Below are 19,741 nucleotides of genomic sequence, written 5' to 3' on the forward strand. Positions count from 1 at the left end.
GAAGGGCGGGCTTCTTGGGCCAGCCTCAAATGAGACCATCACTTCATGTTGCGAATCGCTGACGATAGCGGGTCGTGATGGGGCCGTCAAGCAAAATATCCCGCAGCGCATCATGCGCGCCGCCCGGCGCCCCGCCGGCGCGGCTCGCGCGCAACTGCGGCGCCCGACCCGGTGCCAAGCCGCGCGAAAATTTGATAGCATCCGCGGGTTTTACGAAATTTTTCGACCTTTTACACCACGCAGCGGGCCGCAGCGCATACCTTCACGGAATGGCATCAGACAAGGAACTCGCCGACTTTCTGGCGGGCGTCGAAAGGCGCGCGTTCAAGCAGGCTGCGTACGCCGTGCGTGACGACGATGCATCGCTCGACATCGTGCAGGACGCGATGATCAAGCTCGCGGAGAAGTACGGCGACCGGCCGTCGGCCGAGCTGCCGCTGCTGTTTCAGCGGATCCTGCAGAACGCGATCCACGACTGGTTCCGCCGGCAGAAGGTCCGCAATACGTGGGTGACGCTCTTCTCGTCGCTGAACAACACCGACGACGACGACTTCGACCCGCTCGAAACGCTCGAATCCGCGGATGACAACGCGGGCGTCGAAAGCAGCGAACACCGCCTCGAAAGAGAGCAGGTTCTGGCCCTGATCGACGAAGAAATCCAGAAGCTTCCGACGCGTCAACGGGAAGCGTTCCTGATGCGTTATTGGGAAGATATGGATGTCGCCGAGACTGCCGCCGCAATGGGGTGCTCCGAGGGCAGCGTGAAGACGCACTGCTCGCGAGCCACTCACACCCTGGCGCAAGCGCTCAAGGCCAAAGGAATCACGCTATGAGCTCCGCAAACCGAGAACACGAATTCGCGCTGAAGGTGCGCCGCGCGCTGGACGAGCGCGCGGCCGCCCTGCCTGCCGCGACCACCGATCGGCTGGCCGTCGCCCGCCGGGCCGCGCTCGCGCGCAAGAAGCCCGAAGCCGCGACCGCGCCGGTGTTCGTGCCGGCCTTCGCCGGCGCGGCCGGTGCCTACGGCCCGACGCCCGCGAATCGCCGGCCGACGTCGTTCGCGCGCCGCCTGCTGCGCGCGTGGCCGCTCGCATTGCTGCTCGCGGGGCTCGTCGGCATCGCGTACTGGGAAGACATGCAGCGCACCGCCGAACTCGCCGACATCGACGCGGCGATGCTCAGCGACGACCTGCCGCTCAACGCGTATCTCGACCACGGGTTCAACGCGTATCTTTCACGCGCTCACTAACAGACAATAACGAGGGGATCGTACGGGTGAGTCAGAAGCGCGGCCTGGCCGTATTTTTCGGATGCGTGATCGCGATCGCCGTTTCCTACGTCGCCACGTATCCCCGATTCCACCCGGCCCCCGCGACGACGCCCGTCGCGACCGCCAACCCTGCCGCGCCGGCATCGGCCGCGGCCGGACTCACCACCGAACTGCCCCCGCTGCCCCTGCCCTTGCCGCTGCCGGCCGCCGCCGGCCCGCTGGCGTGGGCGCGCCTCACGCCGGCGCAGCACGCGGCCCTCGCGCCGTTCGCCGACCAGTGGGACGGCTTCAGCGATGCTCGCAAGCGAAAATGGCTGAAGATCGCATCGCGTTTCGCGAAGTTGTCGCCGGATGACCAGAAGCGCCTGCAGGAGCGCATGGCCGAGTGGGCGAAGATGACGCCCGAGCAGCGCCGCGTCGCGCGCGAGAACTACCAGAGCGCGAAGGAGCTGTCCGCGCAGGCGCGCGAGCGCGCATGGAAGGCCTACCAGCAACTCCCCGAGGAGCAGAAGGAACGGCTTGCCGCCGCCGAGCGCCGCCGCAAGCCGAGCGTCGTCAGCGCGCCGCCGACCGTCGCGGACCGCGACGTCCGCCGCCTCGTCAACTCGCACGAACACCCGGCGAGCGGCGCGGCCGCCGCTCCGGCGCCCGCGTCGACCGGCGCCGCCGCGCAGCCGGTGCCCGCGTCGTCGACGTCCGGCACCGCATCGGCCCCGGCCGCCGTGGCGCCGGTGTCGCCCGCCGACGCGCCTTCGCTGTTCAAGGGCTCCTGAGCGGCCGTGGCGAACGCCCGCGCTTCCGAGACCCCGGCCGCCGCGCCGTCCGTGCGGCGGCGCCTCGCCGCACTGCTCTACGAAGGCGTGCTGCTGTTCGGCGTCGTGTTCTTCGCGGGGCTCGCGTTCAGCCTCGCGACGCAGCAACGCAACGGCCTCGTTCATCACAACCTGCTTGCCGCGTGGATCGCGCTCGTCGTCGGCGCGTATTTCGTCTGGTTCTGGACACACGGCGGCCAGACGCTGCCGATGAAAACCTGGCGGCTGCGGCTCGAATCGGCGAACGGCCGGCCGTTGAGCGCCGGCCACGCGCTCGTCCGCTACGTGCTCGGCTGGCTGTGGTTCCTGCCGCCGCTCGCGCTGCATCCGCTCCTGGGCCTGTCGGTACCCGTCACGCTTGCGCTCGCCGCCGCATGGGTCGTCGCGTGGGCCGGCGCCGCCCGGTTGCACGCCGGACGCCAGTTCCCGCACGACCGGATCGCCCGCACGCGCGTCGTCGCGATACCACGCTGACGCGTCGCCGCATTCACCAGACGAAAGCCCCTCGCCCGGCGCCCTCATCGAGCCGCGGAGCCTGGCCTGACACGCCCCGAGCGTTCAGTGCGACAGGTTACGCAACGCCCGTTCATTCACTGCTAAACACCCTTCGACGGTCGTAATAAGAACGTCTCGTGACTGTCACGGCACAGTCACGCCCGCATGGCGGAATGCCGGTAATGTCAACCGGCGCGAGTCATGCATGGGCCAGAAAACGTCCGCGACCTCACTGTTTCGCCACCCCATCGGCGCCCGCGCCGCCACTGCGTTCCTGTCCGGCTCGGGGGCAACCGACGGCGTGGTGTCGCACAAGCCGCCCGTTGCGCACACCACCCAGCACGAGGACCCGGAGCCGTCCGCCCACCGCTACCGCACCATCTGGCTGTCCGACATCCACCTCGGCTCGAGCGGCTGTCAGGCGCCCTACCTGCTGGATTTCCTGCGTCACAACGATTCGGAATACCTGTACCTCGTCGGCGACATCATCGACGGCTGGCAGCTGAAGAAAGGCTGGTACTGGCCGCAGGCGCACAACGACGTCGTGCAGAAGATCCTGCGCAAGGCGCGCAAGGGCACGCAGGTCGTCTACATCCCCGGCAACCACGACGAAGGCGCGCGGCAGTTCTGCGATCTCGCGTTCGGCGACATCCAGGTGCGCGGCGAGGCATTTCACACGACGCTCGCAGGCAAACGTTTGTGGATCGTGCACGGCGACCTGTTCGACGGCGTGATCCAGCACGCGAAATGGCTCGCGTACCTCGGTGACACGCTCTACACGCTGATCCTCGTGCTGAACCGCTGGTTCAACCGGATCCGCAGCCGGCTCGGCTTCCAGTACTGGTCGCTGTCGCAGTACCTGAAGCACCAGGTCAAGAACGCGGTCAACTTCATCTCGCAGTTCGAGACCGTGATGACCGACGAGGCACGCCGCCGCGGCTGCGACGGCGTCGTGTGCGGCCACATCCACAAGGCCGAGATCCGCGACATCGACGGCGTGCTGTACTGCAACGACGGCGACTGGGTCGAAAGCCTGTCCGCGCTCGTCGAAACGATGGAAGGCGAACTGAAGATCGTCTACTGGACGGTGATGCGCACCGCACCGTCGGAGACCACGTCGCGCAAGGCCAAGGCCGCTGCCTGACACAACCCTACTTACAGGACATGCCGCGATGAAGATCATGATCGTCACCGACGCGTGGGAACCGCAGGTCAACGGCGTCGTGCGCACGCTGAAGAGCACGGCGCGCGAACTCACGGCGCTCGGCCACCGCGTCGAGCTGCTGACGCCGCTGGAATTCCGCACGGTGCCCTGCCCGACCTACCCCGAGATCCGCCTGTCGATCCTGCCGTACCGCAAGCTGCGCGCACGGATCGATGCGTTCGCACCCGACGCGCTGCACATCGCGACCGAAGGCCCGCTCGGCCTCGCCGCACGGCGCTATGCGCGCGCCCGCAAGCTGCCGTACACGACCGCGTATCACACGCGCTTTCCGGAATACGTGCAGGCGCGCTTCGGCATCCCGCTCGCGGCGACCTACCGCTTCCTGCACTGGTTCCACGGCCCGTCGCTCGCGGTGATGGCGCCGACCCCGGTCGTCAAGCAGGACCTCGAGAAATTCGGCTTCACGAACGTCGTGCTGTGGACCCGCGGCGTCGACCTCGACATCTTCCGGCCGATGGAGTCGAAGGTGCTCAACACCGCGCGGCCGATCTTCCTGTACGTGGGCCGCGTCGCGATCGAGAAGAACGTCGAGGCGTTCCTGCGCCTCGACCTGCCCGGCTCGAAGTGGGTCGCGGGCGAAGGCCCCGCGCTCGCGGAACTGAAGTCGCGCTACCCGGAGGCGAACTATCTCGGCGTGCTGTCACAGGCGGAGCTCGCGAAGGTGTATGCTGCGGCCGACGTGTTCGTATTCCCGAGTCGCACCGACACGTTCGGCCTCGTGCTGCTCGAAGCCCTCGCCTGCGGCACGCCGGTGGCCGCATATCCCGTCACGGGTCCGATCGACGTGCTCGGCGAAGGCAATGCCGGCGCGATGCACGAGGATCTGCAGGAAGCCTGCCTCGAGGCGCTGAAGATCGAACGCACGACTGCGCGCGCGTGGGCCGAACGCTTCTCGTGGCGCGCGGCATCCGAGCAGTTCGCGTCGCATCTGAAGCCGCTGCCGAAGACCGCGTACTCGCCAGCCGAAGGTGCCGCCGTTTGAAACGAGACCTGAACGACAAGATCCCGCCCCCCGCCGCGACGCCGCGGCACCGCCCGTTCGACGAGGAAGAGCCGCACGCCGACGCGGACGTGCACGCGCACGAACCGCTCGGCCCCGACGACCGGCTCGCGCCGCTGCCGCCGAACCCGTACAAGCGCCACCGCGGCATCACGCGCGCGTGGTTCGCCCTCAAGCATTCGCTGAACGGGTTTCGCGTCGCGATCCGCGAGGAAAGCGCGTTTCGCCAGGAGCTCACGCTCGCCGCGCTGATGCTGCCGATCGGCGCATTCGCGCCGGTGCCGGCCGCGTCGCACGCGCTGCTGATCGGCTCGGTGCTGCTGGTGCTGATCGTCGAGCTGCTGAACTCGAGCGTCGAAGCCGCGATCGACCGCATCTCGCTCGAACGTCACGAACTGTCGAAACGCGCGAAGGACCTCGGCAGCGCGGCCGTGACGGTCGCGCTGTTCGCGTGCGTGACGACCTGGGGCTTCGTGCTCGGGCCGGTCGTCGCACGCTGGCTCGGCTTCTAGGCAACCGCCCGGCGCCATTCCCGCTGCCCGCGTGCGGCGCTGCACCATGCGCCGCGCGGGGCCGCGATCACGAAATGCCCCGATGTGGCGAAACCCCGGTTTATAATCGTCCGCTAGACATAGAACAGCAACCCGCGCCGGACGAATCACGCAGCATCGATTGCAGCGCCCGCCAGTCCGGCACACACAGGGCCGGACGACATGGAAGCGAAACCTCCCCGCCGCACCCGCGAACGGATTCTCGAGTTGTCGTTGAAACTCTTCAACGAGATCGGCGAGCCGAACGTCACCACCACGACGATCGCCGAGGAAATGGAAATCAGTCCAGGCAACCTGTACTACCATTTCCGCAACAAGGACGACATCATCAACAGCATCTTCGCGCAGTTCGAGCAGCAGATCGAACGGCGGCTGCGCTTCCCCGAAGATCACCGTCCGACGATCGACGAAACCTGGTCGTACCTGCAGTACATGGCCGATTTCATGTGGACCTACCGGTTCCTGTATCGCGACCTCAACGACCTGCTCGCACGCAACCGCACGCTCGAGACACACTTCAAGCAGATCATCAGCCACAAGGTGCGCTTCGCACACGACATGTGCGAGCTGCTCGTCTCCGATGCCGAAATGGTCGCGACGCCCGCCGAGATCGAAGTCATCGCCACCAACATGGCCGTGATCTCGACGTACTGGCTGTCGTATCAGTACGTGATGCATCCGCGCAAATACAACGACCAGGACGCGATCCGCGAAGAGCTGCACCAGGTGAGCATGCACGTGATCTCGATCATGGCCCCGTACCTGCGCGGCCGTTCGCGCCAGCTGTTCGACGACCTCGTCTCCGGCAAGCTGCCCAAGCGCCAGTTCACCGACTACCTGCCGCCGCGCGACGGTTCGCCGCGCCCGGCCGGCAGCCCCGTCTCCGGTGGGCAGGCCCCCGCCAAGGACGCGAAGCAATGAAGGCAGTCTGCGTTTACTGCGGTTCGTCGTCCGGCGTGCGGCCGGTCTATGCCGATGCCGCGCGCGCGTTCGGCCGCGCGCTCGTCGACGCGGGCCTCACGCTCGTGTACGGCGGCGGCCGCGTCGGCCTGATGGGCGTGATCGCCGACGAAGTGATGGCGGCCGGCGGCCGTGCGGTCGGCGTGATCCCCGAGCTGCTCGTCGACAAGGAAGTCGGCCATACGGGGCTGTCGGAACTGCACGTCGTGCCCGACATGCACCATCGCAAGAAAATGATGGCCGACCTCTCCGACGCGTTCGTCGCGATGCCCGGCGGCGCCGGCACGCTCGAGGAGCTCTTCGAGGTCTACACGTGGGCGCAGCTCGGCTATCACCGCAAGCCCGTCGCGCTCTACAACATCGATTCGTTCTACGATCCGCTGATCGCGCTGCTGCGCCATACGGTCGACGAAGGCTTCATGCGGCCGGCCTATTTCGACGCGCTGTGCGTCGAATCCGAACCCGTCGCGCTGATCGAGCGGCTGCGCCGCTACCAGCCGCCCGCGCGCGACAAGTGGGCGCCCGACGCAGCGAAGTGACCCTCACCGGAACCCGCACGCGATGACCGCATCGTCCGACCGCAAGGCCGTCCTCATCACCGGCGCGAGCCGCGGCATCGGCCGCGCGACCGCCGTGCTCGCGGCCGAACGCGGCTGGGACGTCGGCATCAACTACGCGCGCGACGCGGCGGCGGCCGAACTGACCGCGCAGGCCGTGCGCGACGCGGGCGGCCGCGCGTGCATCGTCGCGGGCGATGTCGCGAACGAGGCGGACGTCGTCGCGATGTTCGATACCGTTGCGGCCGCGTTCGGACGCCTCGACGCACTCGTCAACAACGCAGGCATCGTCGCGCCGTCGATGCCGCTCGCCGACATGCCGGTCGACCGGTTGCGGCGGATGTTCGATACCAACGTGCTCGGCGCCTACCTGTGCGCGCGCGAAGCCGCGCGCCGGCTGTCGACCGACCGCGGCGGCCGCGGCGGCGCGATCGTCAACGTGTCGTCGATCGCATCGCGGCTCGGCTCGCCGAACGAGTACGTCGACTACGCGGGCTCGAAAGGCGCGGTCGATTCGCTGACGATCGGCCTCGCCAAGGAACTCGGCCCGCACGGCGTGCGCGTCAACGCGGTACGCCCCGGCCTGATCGAGACCGACATTCATGCAAGCGGCGGCCAGCCGGGCCGTGCGGCCCGCCTCGGCGCACAAACGCCGCTCGGCCGCGCGGGCGAAGCGCAGGAAGTCGCCGAGGCGATCGTCTGGCTGCTCGGCGATACGGCCTCCTACACGACGGGCGCCCTGCTCGACGTCGGCGGCGGCCGCTGAGCTGACGCGCCGCGCAACAATACGGCGGTCGACAACGCCGCGTGGTCACGCCGCCACAAATCTCCACAATTCCGTGACAGTTTCAGTAAACATCCGTAACAATTCCGTGCTCTACTAGCGGTCATTCAGACAGGTGTCTTAAACATCCTGTCCGTTAGCCGGATGTAATCCCCTTATCGGTCCAGCCCATGTCGCCGGACCGGCTCGACTCGACCCGAGATCTTTTCCATGCCTGGAACCGCAGCGCCCAGCCGGCGACGCACGTCCGTGCCCGCCTCGGCCGCGCACACCCGCTCGACCGCCGATACCGACGTCATCGCGACGCTCGACGTTGCCGGCACGCCCGTTGCCGCATCGACCGCGGCCGCCAGCCCCGCGCGCGACCGCGCGCTGCTGCTCGGCTGGCGCGCCTGGTTGTTCGTTGCCGCCCTGGTGTGCGCGTACACGCTGCCCGGCGTGCTCGGCCACGATCCGTGGAAACAGGACGAAACCTACACGTTCGGCATCATCCAGCACATGCTCGAGACCGGCGACTTCGTCGTGCCGACCAATGCCGGCCTACCCTTCATGGAAAAGCCGCCGCTTTACGCGTGGGTCGCGACCAGCCTCGCGTGGCTGCTGCAGCGCGTGATGCCGCTGCACGACGCGGCGCGCCTGGCGAGCGCCCTGTTCGCCGCGCTCGCATTCGGCTTCATCGCACGTGCGGCCCGCGTGGCCAGCCGGACGGAGAACTGGTTCGACCTGGGCGTGCTCGGCCCGGTCGTGCTGAGCGCGGGCACGCTCGTCGTCATCAAGCACGTGCACGACATGATGACGGACGTCGCATTGTTTGCCGGTACGGCAATGGGGTTCTGCGGACTGCTCGAACTCGTGATGCAGCACGTCGCGCGCGCGCAGCAGATGCGGCACGGGCTGCCGGTGCACCCGGCGAGCCGCTGGGCCGCGCCGCTCTTCGGCGCGGGCGTCGGCATCGCGCTGATGGCGAAGGGGCTGTTCGTGCCGCTCGTGTTCGCGGCCACGCTCGTCTGCACACTGGTGCTCTACCCGGCCTGCCGCACCCGCTCGTTCGCACGCGCGCTCGGCATTGCCGCGCTCGTGTTCGCGCCGTTCGCGCTGATCTGGCCGACCGCGCTGTTCCTGCGCTCGGAGACGCTGTTCATGAAGTGGTTCTGGGACAACAACGTCGGCCGCTTCTTCGGTTTCTCCGTCCCCGAGCTCGGGGCAGAAAACGACAAGCCGCTCTTCATTCTCCGCGCGTTCCTGACCGTCGGTTTCCCGATTGCACCGCTCGCGATCGTCGCGCTCGCACGCGGCGCATGGCGTGACTGGCGCGTGCCGTCTGTCGCGCTGCCCGTGCTGTTCGCCGGTATCGGGCTCGTGGTGCTGCAAATATCCGCGACGTCGCGCCAGCTCTACATCCTGCCGTTCTTCGCACCGCTCGCACTGGTCGCCGCGCAGGCGATCGAGCGCCTGCCGCGCCGGCTGCATCTCGCGTGGGATTACCTGAGCCGCCTCCTGTTCGGCACGGTCGTCGTGCTCGCGTGGGCGATCTGGGCGGTGATGGCCGATCCGGCCGCGTCGCGCGCCGATCTCGCGCTGCTCGGCCGCTGGCTGCCGCTCGACTGGACGATGCCGATCCAGCCCGCGCTCGTGACCGGCGCGCTCGCACTGACGGTCGGCTGGCTGACGCTGCTGCCGAAGTTGCGCACGACGGGCCGGTGGCGCGGCGCGCTGTCGTGGGGCGTCGGCGCGCTCGTCGCGTGGGGGCTCGTCTACACGCTGCTGCTGCCGTGGCTCGATGCCGCGAAGAGCTACCGCTCGGTGTTCGACGACCTGAACGCGCATCTGGCGCTCGAATGGAACGACGGCGACTGCATGGCGAGCCTGCCCGGCTTCGGCGAATCGGAGGCGCCGATGATGTACTACTTCTCCGGCATCCAGCACACGCCGATCGACGACGCGAAGACGACGCGCTGCACGTGGATGATCGTGCAGGGCGTGCGGGCCGTCGAGCCGGCGCCCGGCAGCGAGTGGAAGCTGTTCTGGACGGGCGCCCGCCCGGGCGACAACGACGAGTTGCTGCGCGTTTACGTGCGCACGCCCGAACAGCACCTGCAGTGACACCGGGCGGCGCGATGCGCCGTCCTGCCCGCCTTCGATTTCTTCTTCGGCAATGGCCGCGCTCATCCGCCCGGCCGGTGCGCAGCCCTTGCGCGATACCGGCGCCGGTCCGAGCCCGCCAGCGCCCCAACGGTCGCCGCCCCTTCCGTCATCACGTCGACATCCGGATCGTCAGAACGACGAGCCGGGCTCTCGCAAAAACGCCGTTTCCTCGTCGGTCGACGCGCGGCCGAGAATCGCGTTCCGGTGCGGAAAGCGCCCGAAGCGCTCGACGACCGCCGCATGCAGCAATGCGAAGCGGTGATAGCTCTCGCACCCGGCCTCGTCGCGGATGCCCGCGCACAGACGCACGGCCTCGCGCTGGCTCTCGACCGACTCGTCGTGCTCGAACGGCAGATACGCGAACGCACGGTGATGGCCGCTCGGCAACCGCGCGTCCCAGCCGGCCGCGACGACGCGGCGCGCGAGCGCGAGCGCCTTCGAATCGGCGGCAAACGCTCGCGGCGTGCCGCGATGGATGTTGCGCGAGAACTGGTCGAGCACGACGATCAACGCGAGCGCGCCCGACGGCGAATCGGCCCAGTGATCGCAAGCGCCGTCGCATGCAGCGTCGAGCAGCGCGCCATAGCGCGTACGCAGCACGTCGTCGAATGCCGCGCCGCCATTGAACCAGACCGTGCGGTTCTGCCCGAATTCGGCCGAGCCCGGCGCGCCGAACCAGAAATCGAGAATCTCCCGTGCCTGCGGATCGAGCGCCGCCGCGCCTGCTTTCCCGGTATCGATCGTCATGCAAACTCCAGTACGAGGCGCCGTGTACGCGCACTCTTCTTTTCCAGTTTCGCGACCCGCAACCCACCGATTTCGGACGTGTTGCGCACATGCGTGCCGCCGCACGGCTGCAGGTCGACGTTTTCGATGCGCAGCAGCCGCACGCGGCCGAGGCCCATCGGCGGCTTCACGCTCATCGTGCGCACGAGTTCGGGCCGCTCGGCCATCTCGTCGTCGGTAATCCATTCGGTCGTGACCGGATGCGCGCCGACGACGAAGCCCGCGAGGCGCCGCTCGACGTCGTCGCGGTCGATCGCGTCGGACGTCGCGAAATCGAGCCGCACGTAGTCGGCCGTCACGCTGCAGCCGTCGACCGCATACGGCAGCACCGCGCACATCAGGTGCGCGGCCGTATGCAGGCGCATGTGCCGGTAGCGGCGCAGCCAGTCGATCGCCGCGACCACGCGCGTGCCGGGGGCGAGCGTCGCGACGCTCGCCTCCTGGTCCGGCGCGGGCACGTGCACGGCGTCGTCGGGCGTCGCACCGTCGAACTTCGCCTTGCGCGTGTCGGCGATCGCGATCGTGCTGCCGTCGGGCAGCGTCAGCGTGCCGGTGTCGCCGGCCTGGCCGCCGCCGAGCGGATAGAACACCGTGCGGTCGAGCCGGATGCCGTCGTCGCCGACGGCCTGGACGATCGCCTCGCATTGCGTGAGGTACGCGTCTTCGCGAAACAGCGCTTGTGTCGTCATCGGGCGAGCCTCGTATCGATGGGGGAATGGAAACGGCCAGTGTCGCGCCGGGCGGCACGGGCGCCCAGACGCAGATCGTCCCGCGCGCGGGCAGCGGCGTACCGGTCGATCAACCGGGCCGGTTGCGCATCCAGTCGGCCGTGTCGTAGAACGAATGCATGAGCCGCTCGCGCAGCGGCTCCGGCAACCCGACATCCTCCATCGCCCACGCCATGCAGCGCAGCCACTGGTCGCGCTCGACCGACGCGATCGGGAACGGCAGGTGCCGCGCGCGCAGCCGCGGATGGCCGAACCGGCTGATGTAGTGGTCGGGGCCGCCGAGCCAGCCGCACAGGAACCAGAACAGCTTGTCGCGCGAACCGTCGAGCGACGGCGGATGCAGCGCGCGAATCTGCGCGAACTCCGGCTCGAGGTCCATCAGGTCGTAGAAGCGGTCCACCATTTCGCGCACGCGGGCTTCGCCGCCCACGAGCTCGAACGCCGTCGGCTGCGACGGCGCATCGTCATTCACATCGGTCATACGGATAGTCGGGAAACGGGATCTTCGGGGCCGCGGGCGACGCTCAGGCGTCGCGCAGCGACTGCAGCGCGGGGCGCCGCAACACATTATGCAGGCTCAGCCAGCCGGCCGCACCGGCGCAGACGACACCGGCCGCGATGCCGGCCGGCACGAGCCACGGATCGACGGCGAGCTGGAAGTCGAACACGCGCGCGGCGAGCACCCAGCCGACCGCGATCGCGCCCGCCGATGCCAGCACGCCGGCCAGCGCGCCGACCACGACGAATTCCGCGCGCTGCACCGCGTTCACCTGCGCGCGCGACGCGCCGAGCGCGCGCAGCAGCGCGGCCTCGCGCACGCGCTCGTCGCGCGAGCCGGCGAGCGCCGTGTACAGCACGAGCACCCCGGCCGCGAGCGTGAACGCGAACAGGAACTGCACCGCCCCGACCACCTGCAGCATCATCCGCTGCAATTGCGCGAGGATTGGCGCGACATCGATCGCGGTCAGGTTCGGGTAGCGCGCGATCAGCGGATCGAGCAGCTCGGCGTCCGAGGCCGGCAGATGGAAGCTGGTCAGGTAGACGGCCGGGAAATCCTTCAGCACGGGCGGCGGCATCAGCACGAAGAAGTTGACGCGGAACGAGCCCCAGTCGAGCTTGCGCACGCTGGTGACGGGCGCGTCGACCGTCAGTCCCGTCACGTCGAAGCGCAGCGTGTCGCCCGGTTTCACGTTCAGCGTCTTCGCGAGGCCGGCTTCGATCGAGATCTGCGGCGTGGCCGCGGTGCCGAACCAGTCGCCTTCGACGATCCGGTTGTCGGACGGCAGCTCGGTCGTATACGACAGGTTGAACTCGCGATCGACGAGCCGGCGCGCCTCTTCGGACGGGTACGCGTCCGGATTCACCGGCTTGCCGTTGATCGCGACGAGGCGGCCGCGCACCATCGGCGCGGGCTCGGCGTCGCGCACGCCGTGCGCGGCCAGATAGGCCGCGACATCGGCGCGCTGGTCGGGCTGGATGTCGATCAGGAACTGGTTCGGCGCATCGGGCGGTGTCGACTGCCGCCAGCCCGCCACGAGGTCGTTGCGCGTGATCGCGATCAGCAGCAGGCACATCAGGCCGAGCGCGAGCGCGGTGATCTGCAGCGCGCTGGCCGTGCCGCGTCGGTGCAGCGACGCCAGCGCGTAACGCCAGCCGACGCCCGCGGCCACGCGCGCATTGCGCACCGCGCGCGCGGCGGCAAACAGCACGAGCCGGGCGATCAGCGCGAACCCGACCAGCGCACCGGCAAAGCCGCCCGCGACGATCAGGCCGAGCTTCAGGTTGCCGGCGGCCACGATCAGCAGCCCCGCGAACAGCACGACGCCGATCGCGTACGCGGCCCACGCGGTGCGCGACGCGTCGCCCCACTCGCGCCGCAGCACGCGCACCGGCGGCACGCGCGTGAGCGGCACGAGCGGCGGCAGCGCGAAACCGAGCAGCAGCACGAGCGCGGCGCCCATGCCGATCAGCGCCGGCCACAACGTCGGCGGCGGCAGCACGACGTCGATCAGGCTGCCGAGCGCGGCCAGCAACGCCCAGTGGCCGGCATAGCCGAGCACCGCGCCCGCGGCGCCCGACACGATGCCGACGCCGGCGAATTCCAGCGCGAACAGCGCGCCGAGCGTGCGGCGGCTCACGCCAAGACAGCGCATCGTCGCGCAGCCGTCGAGATGACGCCGCATGTAGCGCTGCGCGGCCATCGCGATCGCGACCGCCGCGAGCAGCGCGGTCAGCAGCGCGAGGAGCGTCAGGAAATGGCGCGCGCGATCCAGCGTCTGCCGCACCTGCGGCTGCCCTTCCTGCAACGACTCGAGCCCGACGCCGCGCAGCTTCCCGCCGTCGACGCGCGTGTGCGCATACGTTTCGAAGCGCGCGATGGCCGGGGCATCGCCGGCGACCAGCAGCCGGTACGTGACGCGGCTGCCGTATCCGGTGAGCCCCGTCGCGGCGAGCTCGTCCGCGCGCATCATCAGCCGTGGCGAAAAATTGACGAACGAAAAGCCGCGATCGAGTTCGCGGGTGATCGCGGCGGCGACCGTAAATGTACGCAGCCCGACCCGCACCGTATCGCCGGCCTTCAGGTGCAGCGCGTCGAGCAGCACCGGGTCGGCCCATACGGTGCCGGGCGCGGGAATCGCGGCCGCCTTCTGCGCAGTGGCGGCACCGGCCGGCAGAATCTCGACCGCGCCGCGCAGCGGATACCCGGGCGACACGGCCTTCACGGCCGCGAGGCGCGACGGCGCCGCGTCGGCCGCCTGCCCGCCCGCGGCGGCCGCGATCATGCTCGGAAAAATGGCGGTCGTCGCGGTACGCAGGCCGAGCGCGCGGGCCTGCCGGTCGAACGACGGATCGACCGGATGATCGGCGCGCACGACGAAATCGGCGCCGAGCATCTGGCGCGCGTCGCGCTCGAGCCCCTGGCGCAGGCGATCGGCGAGAAAGCCGACGCTCGTCAGCGCCGCGACCGCGAGCACCAGCGCGAAGACGAGCAGCGTCAGTTCGCCCGCGCGCCAGTCGCGCGCGGTCATCCGGGCAGCCTGGTGGATCAGGTCGCGCAGACCGAAGCGGCCCGCATGCGCGCGCCCGTCATGGCCGGATGGCCCGGCCGGCGGCTGCGCCGCGTGTTGCGGCCCCTTCAATCGCGTTTCCCTCCGATCGAGTTGAGCCGCGACACCATGTGGTTCGCCATCCCGCGAAAACCGCCCGACACGCCGCGCCACAGACGCGGCAGCGCCCACGCCGACGCCGCGATGAACGCGGCGAGCAGCACGAGGAACGCGAGCGGAACGAAGAACGCGAGGACGAGCCCGCCGACCACGAGACCGTCCTCGGTCGACGAAGCGACCCAGTTCGAAATCGGTTCGGGAGACAGGTTGATCAGCGCGCGCGTGCCGGCCTTCGCCACGTGCGCGGCGCCGGCGAGCGAGCCGCCGGCGAGACCCGCGACCGCCAGCATGGTCGGGTCGGCATGGCCGAGCGCGCCGGCCGCGAGCACGGCCCCGGCCGGGATGCGGATGAAGGTATGCACGGCATCCCACAGCGAGTCGAACGCGGGGATCTTGTCGGCAAGGAACTCGGTCACGGTGAGCACGGCCGCGGCGCCGATCACCCACGGCGACATCAGCACGGCCAGCGTGTCGGGTAGATGGAGCCAGCCGAACCGCGCCAGCACGCCGGCGATCAGGACCGTCAGGTACAGGCGCAGGCCGCTCGCCCACGCGAGCCCCGCGCCGAGCGAAATGGCTTCGATCATGGCCCTCTCCTTGCACTTTCCGTGCGTTTTGCCGATTGATCGGATCGGGTCGGACAGATTGGCCGCGCGGCGCGTGGCGACCGGCACCGCGTGCCGCGAGAAGCACGACGGGATTCAGGCCCGAATGCGTTCCATTATAGACAGGCTGGGCGGGCGACCGGCGCAATTCCGCGGAGCAAGGCGGCGCCCGGGCGCCTGCGCACCCGGGATACCGTCGTCAGGCGGCCGATGACAGCTTCAGGCCGACCAGCCCCGCGACGATCAGCGCCGCGCTCGCGACGCGCGCGACGGTCAGCGCCTCGCCCATCATCACGATGCCGAACACGAACGCGCCGACCGCGCCGATGCCCGTCCACACCGCGTACGCGGTACCGAGCGGCAGCTGGCGCATCGCGACCGCGAGCAGCCCGAAGCTGGCCAGCGCCGTCACGATCGTAAACACCGACGGACCGAGCTTCGTGAAGCCGTCCGACGATTTCAAGCCGGCCGCCCAGGCCACTTCCAGCAAACCGGCGATCAACAACCATACCCACGCCATCTCGACGTACTCCGTATCGGATGGGGCCGTCCCCGTTGAAGCGAATGACCCGGGGTCGTCCCCGGGCGGCGCCGAGTATAACAAGAGGCTTACGGACCTGCCGGCTGCCGGGCTCGCCGGCGGCCGATCCGGGGCCGGATCGACCGGGCGCGGTCAGTTCGCCACGCGCTTCGGCGCGACGCCGCCGACGCAGCGGTCGTCGCGGTACAGCGCCCACTCCTCGCACACGCGGCCATCCTTGAACATGCACATGCCGACCTGCCCGCGCGGCAGGCTGCGGACCACGTGGCGACCGCCGAGCTTCTCGCAGTTGACCGACGCGGGATTGGCCAGCGCCGCCTGCGCGGACGGCTGCTGCCCGGGCGGCAGCGGCTGGGCGAACGCGCCGGGCGCAGCCAGCGCGAGCGCACAGAGGACGACCAGACGGACGGACATTGCACGCTCCTCGTTTTCGTTCGCGGAACGGTCAGGATAGCGGGGATCGCGCAGCCGGTGTGCAAGGCCGGCGGCAGTCGCGAGACTGTCGCGCCGGCGCAACCGTGCCGGCGCGCGGGGTCATGGCCGCGTGCGCCGCCGCGCCCGTCGTCACACGGCGCCGACGAGCCGGTAGCCGACGCCCGTCTCGGTGACGATGTGCTCGGGCTGCGCGGGATCGGCCTCGAGCTTCTGGCGCAGGTGCGCCATGTAGATGCGCAGGTAGTGATGGCTCTCGACGTGCGACGGCCCCCACACGTCGCGCAGCAGCTGGCGGTGCGTGAGCACGCGCCCCGCGTGACGCACGAGCGTCGCGAGCAGCCGGTATTCGAGCGGCGTCAGGTGCACGATCGCATCGTCGCGCCATACCTGGCGCAGCGCGAGATCGACGGTCACGCTGCCGAAGGTCACCTTCGGCGACTCGTTCGCGCCGCCCTGGTTGCGCCGGCGCAGTTGCGCGCGCATCCGCGCACGCAGTTCGGACACGCCGAACGGCTTGGTCAGGTAGTCGTCGGCGCCCGCGTCGAGCGCCGCGACCTTCTCCTCTTCCTGCGTGCGGGCGGACAGCACGATCACCGGCACCTCGGACCAGCCGCGCAGTTCGCGGATCACGTCGAGGCCGTCGGTATCGGGCAGCCCGAGGTCGACGATCACGAGGTCGGGCTTGCGCGTCGCCGCGTCGATCAGCCCCTGCTTGCCCGTCTCGGCCTCGAACACCGCGATGTCCTCCTCTTCGAGCGCGGCGCGCACGAAGCGGCGGATCTGCTTTTCGTCCTCGATCAGGACGACGGTCAGGCTGGGTTCACTCATGGTCTGGCAATGACTCGGATGGGGGCGATGCGCCCGGCAGGTCGGGTTCGTCGTCGGACACGGCCGGCGCGGCCGGCGGCGTGTCGACCGGCAGCGTGAACCAGAAGCGCGCGCCCGTCACGTGGCCGTCGGGCGCGGTGCGGTTCAGCGCGCCGATTTTACCGCCGTGCGCCTCGACGATCGCGCGGCAGATCGCGAGGCCGAGCCCGATGCCCGGCGTCGCCGATTCCTTCTCGCCGCGCGTGAACTTGTCGAAGATCCGCGTTTCCATGCCGGCCGGCAGGCCCGGGCCGTGATCGTCGACGTGCACGCGCACGAATGGCTGCCCGTCGTCGGTCACGCGCTCGGCGCCGATGTCGAGCGACGTATCGGGCGGCGTGTACTTCGCCGCGTTCTCGAACAGGTTGGTGAACAGCCGCTCCATCAGCACCGCGTCCATCTGCAGCAGCGGCAGGTCGGCCGGCAGCGCGACGCGCGCCGGATGGCGGGCGAGCACCCGCCGGCAGGCGGCGAGCGCGGCGCCGACGGTTTCCTCGAGCAGCGACCACTGGCGCTTGAGCTGCAGGCTGCCGGCCTGCAGCCGCGCCATGTCGAGCAGGTTCGTGACGATGCCCGTCATGCGCAGCGCCTCGTCGTGGATCGCGTCGACGAGTTCGCCCTCGCGCTGCGCGAGCCGCGCGGCCGCCGCGGCGTCGCCCGCCTGTGCGGCCGCGCGCCCGTTCGCGAGCATCGACGAGAAGCCGACGATCGTCGTGAGCGGCGTGCGCAGGTCGTGCGAGATCGCCGACAGCAGCGAGTTGCGCAGCCGTTCGGATTCCATGTTGACGAGCGCGTCGCGCGCGATCTCGACGTAGTGCACGCGCTCCAGCGCGAGCGCGATCTGCGCGGCGAATGCGTCGAGCATCCGCTGCTGCTCGGGCACCTCGAGTTCGCGCGGCTCGCGCGACGCGACCGCGAGCACGCCGCGCGTGCGCATCGGCGCCTTCAGCGGCAGGTACAGCGCGGCCGTCGCCGGCAGCGTGTCGGTGCCGCGGCCGGCCGGCTTCTGCTGGTCGTACACCCACTGGCCGACGTCGCTGTCGAGCTCCGCGCCCGTCAGCGTGACGGCCGCGTCGGGCTCCTCGATCTTCTGCCGCACCTGGTCCGCGCTGTCGGGCAGCAGGAACGCGACACGCGCGCGGAACACCTCGCCGACGTGGCGGCTGCCGATCTCGACGATCTGCTCGGTCGTCAGCGCCGCGCCGAGTTCGCGCGCCATCGCGTAGATCGCGCCGGTGCGGCGCTCGCGGCGCTGCGCGACGCTCGCCTGGCGCGTCAGCGTCGATGTCAGATGGCTGATCACGAGCGACGTCAGCAGCATCCCGAAGAAGGTCAGCAGGTATTGCGTGTCGCTGACCGAGAACGACATGCGCGGCGGCACGAAGAAGAAATCGAACGCGGCCACCGACAGGAACGACTGCAGCACGCCCGGGCCGCGCCCGAGCCGCACGGCCGAGAACACCACGCCGAGCAGGTACAGCATCACGAGATTCGTGAGGTCGAGCCGCCCGGACACGACGCTCGCGACGACGGTGATCGCCGCGCAGATCGCGGCCGCATACGCGTAATGGCGCGGCGGCGAGCGGTGCGTGCCGAACTGCGCGAACGCATCGCGCCAGTCGCGCGCCCGCGCGTCGAGCGGCGCGGCGCGCGCCTCGTCGCTCGCGGATGCGCGAATCAGCATCAGGTCGACGTCGCCCGCGCGTTCCGCCAGCTGCTCGCCGAACGGCCGCGCGAAGCGGCGCGCGAGCCCCACCTTCGGCGAGCCGCCCGCGACCAGCTTCGACACGTTGCGCACCTTCGCATAGCCGATCAGCGCGGCGACCGCGTCGGCGCCGGCGAGCGTGGCCGTCTCCGCGCCGAGCTCGGCCGCGAGCTTCAGCGCGTCGAGGGTGCGCTGCCGCCGCGCGTCGGGCAGCCGCTGCAGGCGCGGCGTCTCGACGTACACGGCGATCCAGTCGGCCTTCAGGCTCGCCGCGAGCCGCGCGGCCGCGCGCACGAGCGTCGGCGCTTCGGGGCCGGGCCCGACGCACACCAGCAACCGCTCGCGCGCCTGCCAGATGCGCTGGATCGAACGGTCGGCGCGGTACTCGCGCATCTGCGCGTCGACGCGATCGGCCGTGCGCCGCAGCGCGAGTTCGCGCAGCGCGATCAGGTTGCCCTTGCGGAAGAAGTTGCGCACCGCGCGCTCGGCCTGCTGCGCGAGATAGACCTTGCCGTCGCGCATCCGCTCGAGCAGTTCCTCGGCCGGCAGGTCGACGAGCGTGACTTCGTCGGCCGCGTCGAACACGCGATCGGGCACGGTCTCCCACACGCGGATGCCGGTGATCGCGCCGACCACGTCGTTCAGGCTTTCGAGGTGCTGGACGTTGACGGTCGTATAGACGTCGATGCCCGCGTCGAGCAGCTCGTAGACGTCCTGCCAGCGCTTCAGGTGGCGTGCGCCCTGCACGTTCGAATGCGCGAGCTCGTCGACGAGGATCAGTTGCGGCGCCCGCGCGAGCGCGCCGTCCAGATCGAATTCGGCGAGCGTGCGGCCGCGATAGTCGATGCGGGCGGGCGGCAGCACGTCGAGGCCGTCGAGCAGCGCGGCGGTCTCGCTGCGGCCGTGGGTCTCGACGATGCCGACGACGACGTCGACGCCATCCTGCCGGCGCTGGCGCGCGGCCTGCAGCATCGCGTAGGTCTTGCCGACGCCGGCGGACGCGCCGAAGAAGATCTTGAGCTGGCCGCGCCGCTGCTTTTCTTCGTCTCGCTGCAGCTTGTCGAGAAGTTGGTCTGGATCGGGACGGTTCATGCGTGAGGAAAGCGGA

The 19,741-nt window shown here is 69.8% G+C and carries 20 protein-coding genes; 11 read left to right on the top strand and 9 right to left on the bottom strand.

The window, feature by feature from the left end; genetic code table 11:
• Window positions 1-269 precede the first annotated feature (269 nt).
• The 11 genes from KU887_RS12175 to KU887_RS12225 all read left to right on the top strand — a co-directional run bounded on the left by KU887_RS12175 (window position 270) and on the right by KU887_RS12225 (window position 9,757).
• Window positions 270-833, top strand: coding sequence for an RNA polymerase sigma factor (locus KU887_RS12175; protein ID WP_006491033.1), 564 nt, complete (start codon window positions 270-272; stop codon window positions 831-833).
• A complete protein-coding gene (locus tag KU887_RS12180; protein ID WP_006497015.1) occupies window positions 830-1,249 on the top strand; it encodes a DUF3619 family protein in 420 nt (139 codons plus the stop codon). The genes KU887_RS12175 and KU887_RS12180 overlap by 4 nt, the downstream gene beginning before the upstream one ends.
• Before the next feature lie 26 nt (window positions 1,250-1,275).
• Window positions 1,276-2,043: a DUF3106 domain-containing protein gene (locus KU887_RS12185; protein WP_020979871.1), complete on the top strand. Its 768-nt coding sequence runs from the start codon at window positions 1,276-1,278 to the stop codon at window positions 2,041-2,043.
• Between the two features lie 6 nt (window positions 2,044-2,049).
• Window positions 2,050-2,556 carry an RDD family protein gene (locus KU887_RS12190; RefSeq protein ID WP_006488204.1) on the top strand — a complete coding sequence of 169 codons (507 nt, stop codon included), beginning with the start codon at window positions 2,050-2,052 and terminating at the stop codon, window positions 2,554-2,556.
• A gap of 226 nt (window positions 2,557-2,782) precedes the next feature.
• Window positions 2,783-3,721: a UDP-2,3-diacylglucosamine diphosphatase gene (locus KU887_RS12195; RefSeq protein ID WP_006478246.1), complete on the top strand. Its 939-nt coding sequence runs from the start codon at window positions 2,783-2,785 to the stop codon at window positions 3,719-3,721.
• Between the two features lie 28 nt (window positions 3,722-3,749).
• Window positions 3,750-4,784 carry a glycosyltransferase family 1 protein gene (locus KU887_RS12200; protein WP_006497019.1) on the top strand — a complete coding sequence of 345 codons (1,035 nt, stop codon included), beginning with the start codon at window positions 3,750-3,752 and terminating at the stop codon, window positions 4,782-4,784.
• A complete protein-coding gene (locus tag KU887_RS12205) occupies window positions 4,781-5,314 on the top strand; it encodes a diacylglycerol kinase (RefSeq protein WP_112750504.1) in 534 nt (177 codons plus the stop codon). Before KU887_RS12200 ends, KU887_RS12205 begins: the two co-directional genes overlap by 4 nt.
• Before the next feature lie 201 nt (window positions 5,315-5,515).
• Window positions 5,516-6,274 (top strand): TetR/AcrR family transcriptional regulator, encoded by a 759-nt coding sequence (locus tag KU887_RS12210; protein ID WP_006488215.1) that lies wholly within the window; start codon window positions 5,516-5,518, stop codon window positions 6,272-6,274.
• Complete coding sequence (locus tag KU887_RS12215) at window positions 6,271-6,852, top strand: TIGR00730 family Rossman fold protein (RefSeq protein ID WP_006497020.1); 582 nt, start codon at window positions 6,271-6,273, stop codon at window positions 6,850-6,852. Before KU887_RS12210 ends, KU887_RS12215 begins: the two co-directional genes overlap by 4 nt.
• Before the next feature lie 22 nt (window positions 6,853-6,874).
• The gene (locus tag KU887_RS12220; RefSeq protein ID WP_006488202.1) at window positions 6,875-7,636 is read left to right on the top strand and encodes an SDR family oxidoreductase; all 762 of its coding nucleotides are present in this window, start codon (window positions 6,875-6,877) and stop codon (window positions 7,634-7,636) included.
• A gap of 228 nt (window positions 7,637-7,864) precedes the next feature.
• Window positions 7,865-9,757, top strand: coding sequence for a glycosyltransferase family 39 protein (locus KU887_RS12225; protein WP_058901660.1), 1,893 nt, complete (start codon window positions 7,865-7,867; stop codon window positions 9,755-9,757).
• A gap of 171 nt (window positions 9,758-9,928) precedes the next feature.
• Here KU887_RS12225 and KU887_RS12230 read toward each other — a convergent pair whose 3' ends face one another.
• The 9 genes from KU887_RS12230 to KU887_RS12270 form a co-directional block, all read right to left on the bottom strand.
• Window positions 9,929-10,546, bottom strand: coding sequence for a DUF924 family protein (locus KU887_RS12230; protein ID WP_006488213.1), 618 nt, complete (start codon window positions 10,544-10,546; stop codon window positions 9,929-9,931).
• On the bottom strand, window positions 10,543-11,274 hold the full coding sequence (locus tag KU887_RS12235) for an alanyl-tRNA editing protein (protein ID WP_006488196.1): 732 nt from the start codon (window positions 11,272-11,274) through the stop codon (window positions 10,543-10,545). The genes KU887_RS12230 and KU887_RS12235 overlap by 4 nt, the downstream gene beginning before the upstream one ends.
• A 109-nt stretch (window positions 11,275-11,383) precedes the next feature.
• Entirely contained in the window at window positions 11,384-11,794 is a 411-nt protein-coding gene (locus KU887_RS12240) for a group II truncated hemoglobin (protein WP_006488211.1), read from the bottom strand.
• Between the two features lie 43 nt (window positions 11,795-11,837).
• Window positions 11,838-14,453, bottom strand: coding sequence for an ABC transporter permease (locus tag KU887_RS12245; RefSeq protein WP_258250078.1), 2,616 nt, complete (start codon window positions 14,451-14,453; stop codon window positions 11,838-11,840).
• Window positions 14,450-15,067, bottom strand: a complete 618-nt coding sequence (locus tag KU887_RS12250; protein ID WP_006483514.1) for a DUF4126 domain-containing protein — start codon at window positions 15,065-15,067, stop codon at window positions 14,450-14,452. Before KU887_RS12250 ends, KU887_RS12245 begins: the two co-directional genes overlap by 4 nt.
• A gap of 217 nt (window positions 15,068-15,284) precedes the next feature.
• On the bottom strand, window positions 15,285-15,605 hold the full coding sequence (gene sugE, locus KU887_RS12255; protein WP_006497024.1) for a quaternary ammonium compound efflux SMR transporter SugE: 321 nt from the start codon (window positions 15,603-15,605) through the stop codon (window positions 15,285-15,287).
• 153 nt (window positions 15,606-15,758) lie between these two features.
• The gene (locus KU887_RS12260) at window positions 15,759-16,040 is read right to left on the bottom strand and encodes a DUF333 domain-containing protein (protein WP_077188902.1); all 282 of its coding nucleotides are present in this window, start codon (window positions 16,038-16,040) and stop codon (window positions 15,759-15,761) included.
• Window positions 16,041-16,190: 150 nt separating this feature from the next.
• Window positions 16,191-16,889, bottom strand: a complete 699-nt coding sequence (gene kdpE, locus KU887_RS12265) for a two-component system response regulator KdpE (RefSeq protein WP_006483513.1) — start codon at window positions 16,887-16,889, stop codon at window positions 16,191-16,193.
• Complete coding sequence (locus KU887_RS12270) at window positions 16,882-19,725, bottom strand: DUF4118 domain-containing protein (RefSeq protein ID WP_012492741.1); 2,844 nt, start codon at window positions 19,723-19,725, stop codon at window positions 16,882-16,884. The genes kdpE and KU887_RS12270 overlap by 8 nt, the downstream gene beginning before the upstream one ends.
• Between the last annotated feature and the right edge of the window lie 16 nt (window positions 19,726-19,741).

The sequence above is a fragment of the Burkholderia sp. EMB26 genome, from assembly GCF_024730645.1.
Taxonomy (GTDB): Bacteria; Pseudomonadota; Gammaproteobacteria; order Burkholderiales; family Burkholderiaceae; genus Burkholderia; species Burkholderia cenocepacia.

Coding starts and splice junctions, on each gene's coding strand:
- KU887_RS12270 (WP_012492741.1), bottom strand. CDS start 19,725: ATGAACCGTCCCGATCCAGACCAACTTCTCGACAAGCTGCAGCGAGAC.
- KU887_RS12225 (WP_058901660.1), top strand. CDS start 7,865: ATGCCTGGAACCGCAGCGCCCAGCCGGCGACGCACGTCCGTGCCCGCC.
- KU887_RS12210 (WP_006488215.1), top strand. CDS start 5,516: ATGGAAGCGAAACCTCCCCGCCGCACCCGCGAACGGATTCTCGAGTTG.
- KU887_RS12260 (WP_077188902.1), bottom strand. CDS start 16,040: ATGTCCGTCCGTCTGGTCGTCCTCTGTGCGCTCGCGCTGGCTGCGCCC.
- KU887_RS12195 (WP_006478246.1), top strand. CDS start 2,783: ATGGGCCAGAAAACGTCCGCGACCTCACTGTTTCGCCACCCCATCGGC.
- KU887_RS12235 (WP_006488196.1), bottom strand. CDS start 11,274: ATGACGACACAAGCGCTGTTTCGCGAAGACGCGTACCTCACGCAATGC.
- KU887_RS12180 (WP_006497015.1), top strand. CDS start 830: ATGAGCTCCGCAAACCGAGAACACGAATTCGCGCTGAAGGTGCGCCGC.
- KU887_RS12175 (WP_006491033.1), top strand. CDS start 270: ATGGCATCAGACAAGGAACTCGCCGACTTTCTGGCGGGCGTCGAAAGG.
- KU887_RS12200 (WP_006497019.1), top strand. CDS start 3,750: ATGAAGATCATGATCGTCACCGACGCGTGGGAACCGCAGGTCAACGGC.
- KU887_RS12250 (WP_006483514.1), bottom strand. CDS start 15,067: ATGATCGAAGCCATTTCGCTCGGCGCGGGGCTCGCGTGGGCGAGCGGC.
- KU887_RS12215 (WP_006497020.1), top strand. CDS start 6,271: ATGAAGGCAGTCTGCGTTTACTGCGGTTCGTCGTCCGGCGTGCGGCCG.
- KU887_RS12230 (WP_006488213.1), bottom strand. CDS start 10,546: ATGACGATCGATACCGGGAAAGCAGGCGCGGCGGCGCTCGATCCGCAG.
- KU887_RS12240 (WP_006488211.1), bottom strand. CDS start 11,794: ATGACCGATGTGAATGACGATGCGCCGTCGCAGCCGACGGCGTTCGAG.
- KU887_RS12220 (WP_006488202.1), top strand. CDS start 6,875: ATGACCGCATCGTCCGACCGCAAGGCCGTCCTCATCACCGGCGCGAGC.
- kdpE (WP_006483513.1), bottom strand. CDS start 16,889: ATGAGTGAACCCAGCCTGACCGTCGTCCTGATCGAGGACGAAAAGCAG.
- sugE (WP_006497024.1), bottom strand. CDS start 15,605: ATGGCGTGGGTATGGTTGTTGATCGCCGGTTTGCTGGAAGTGGCCTGG.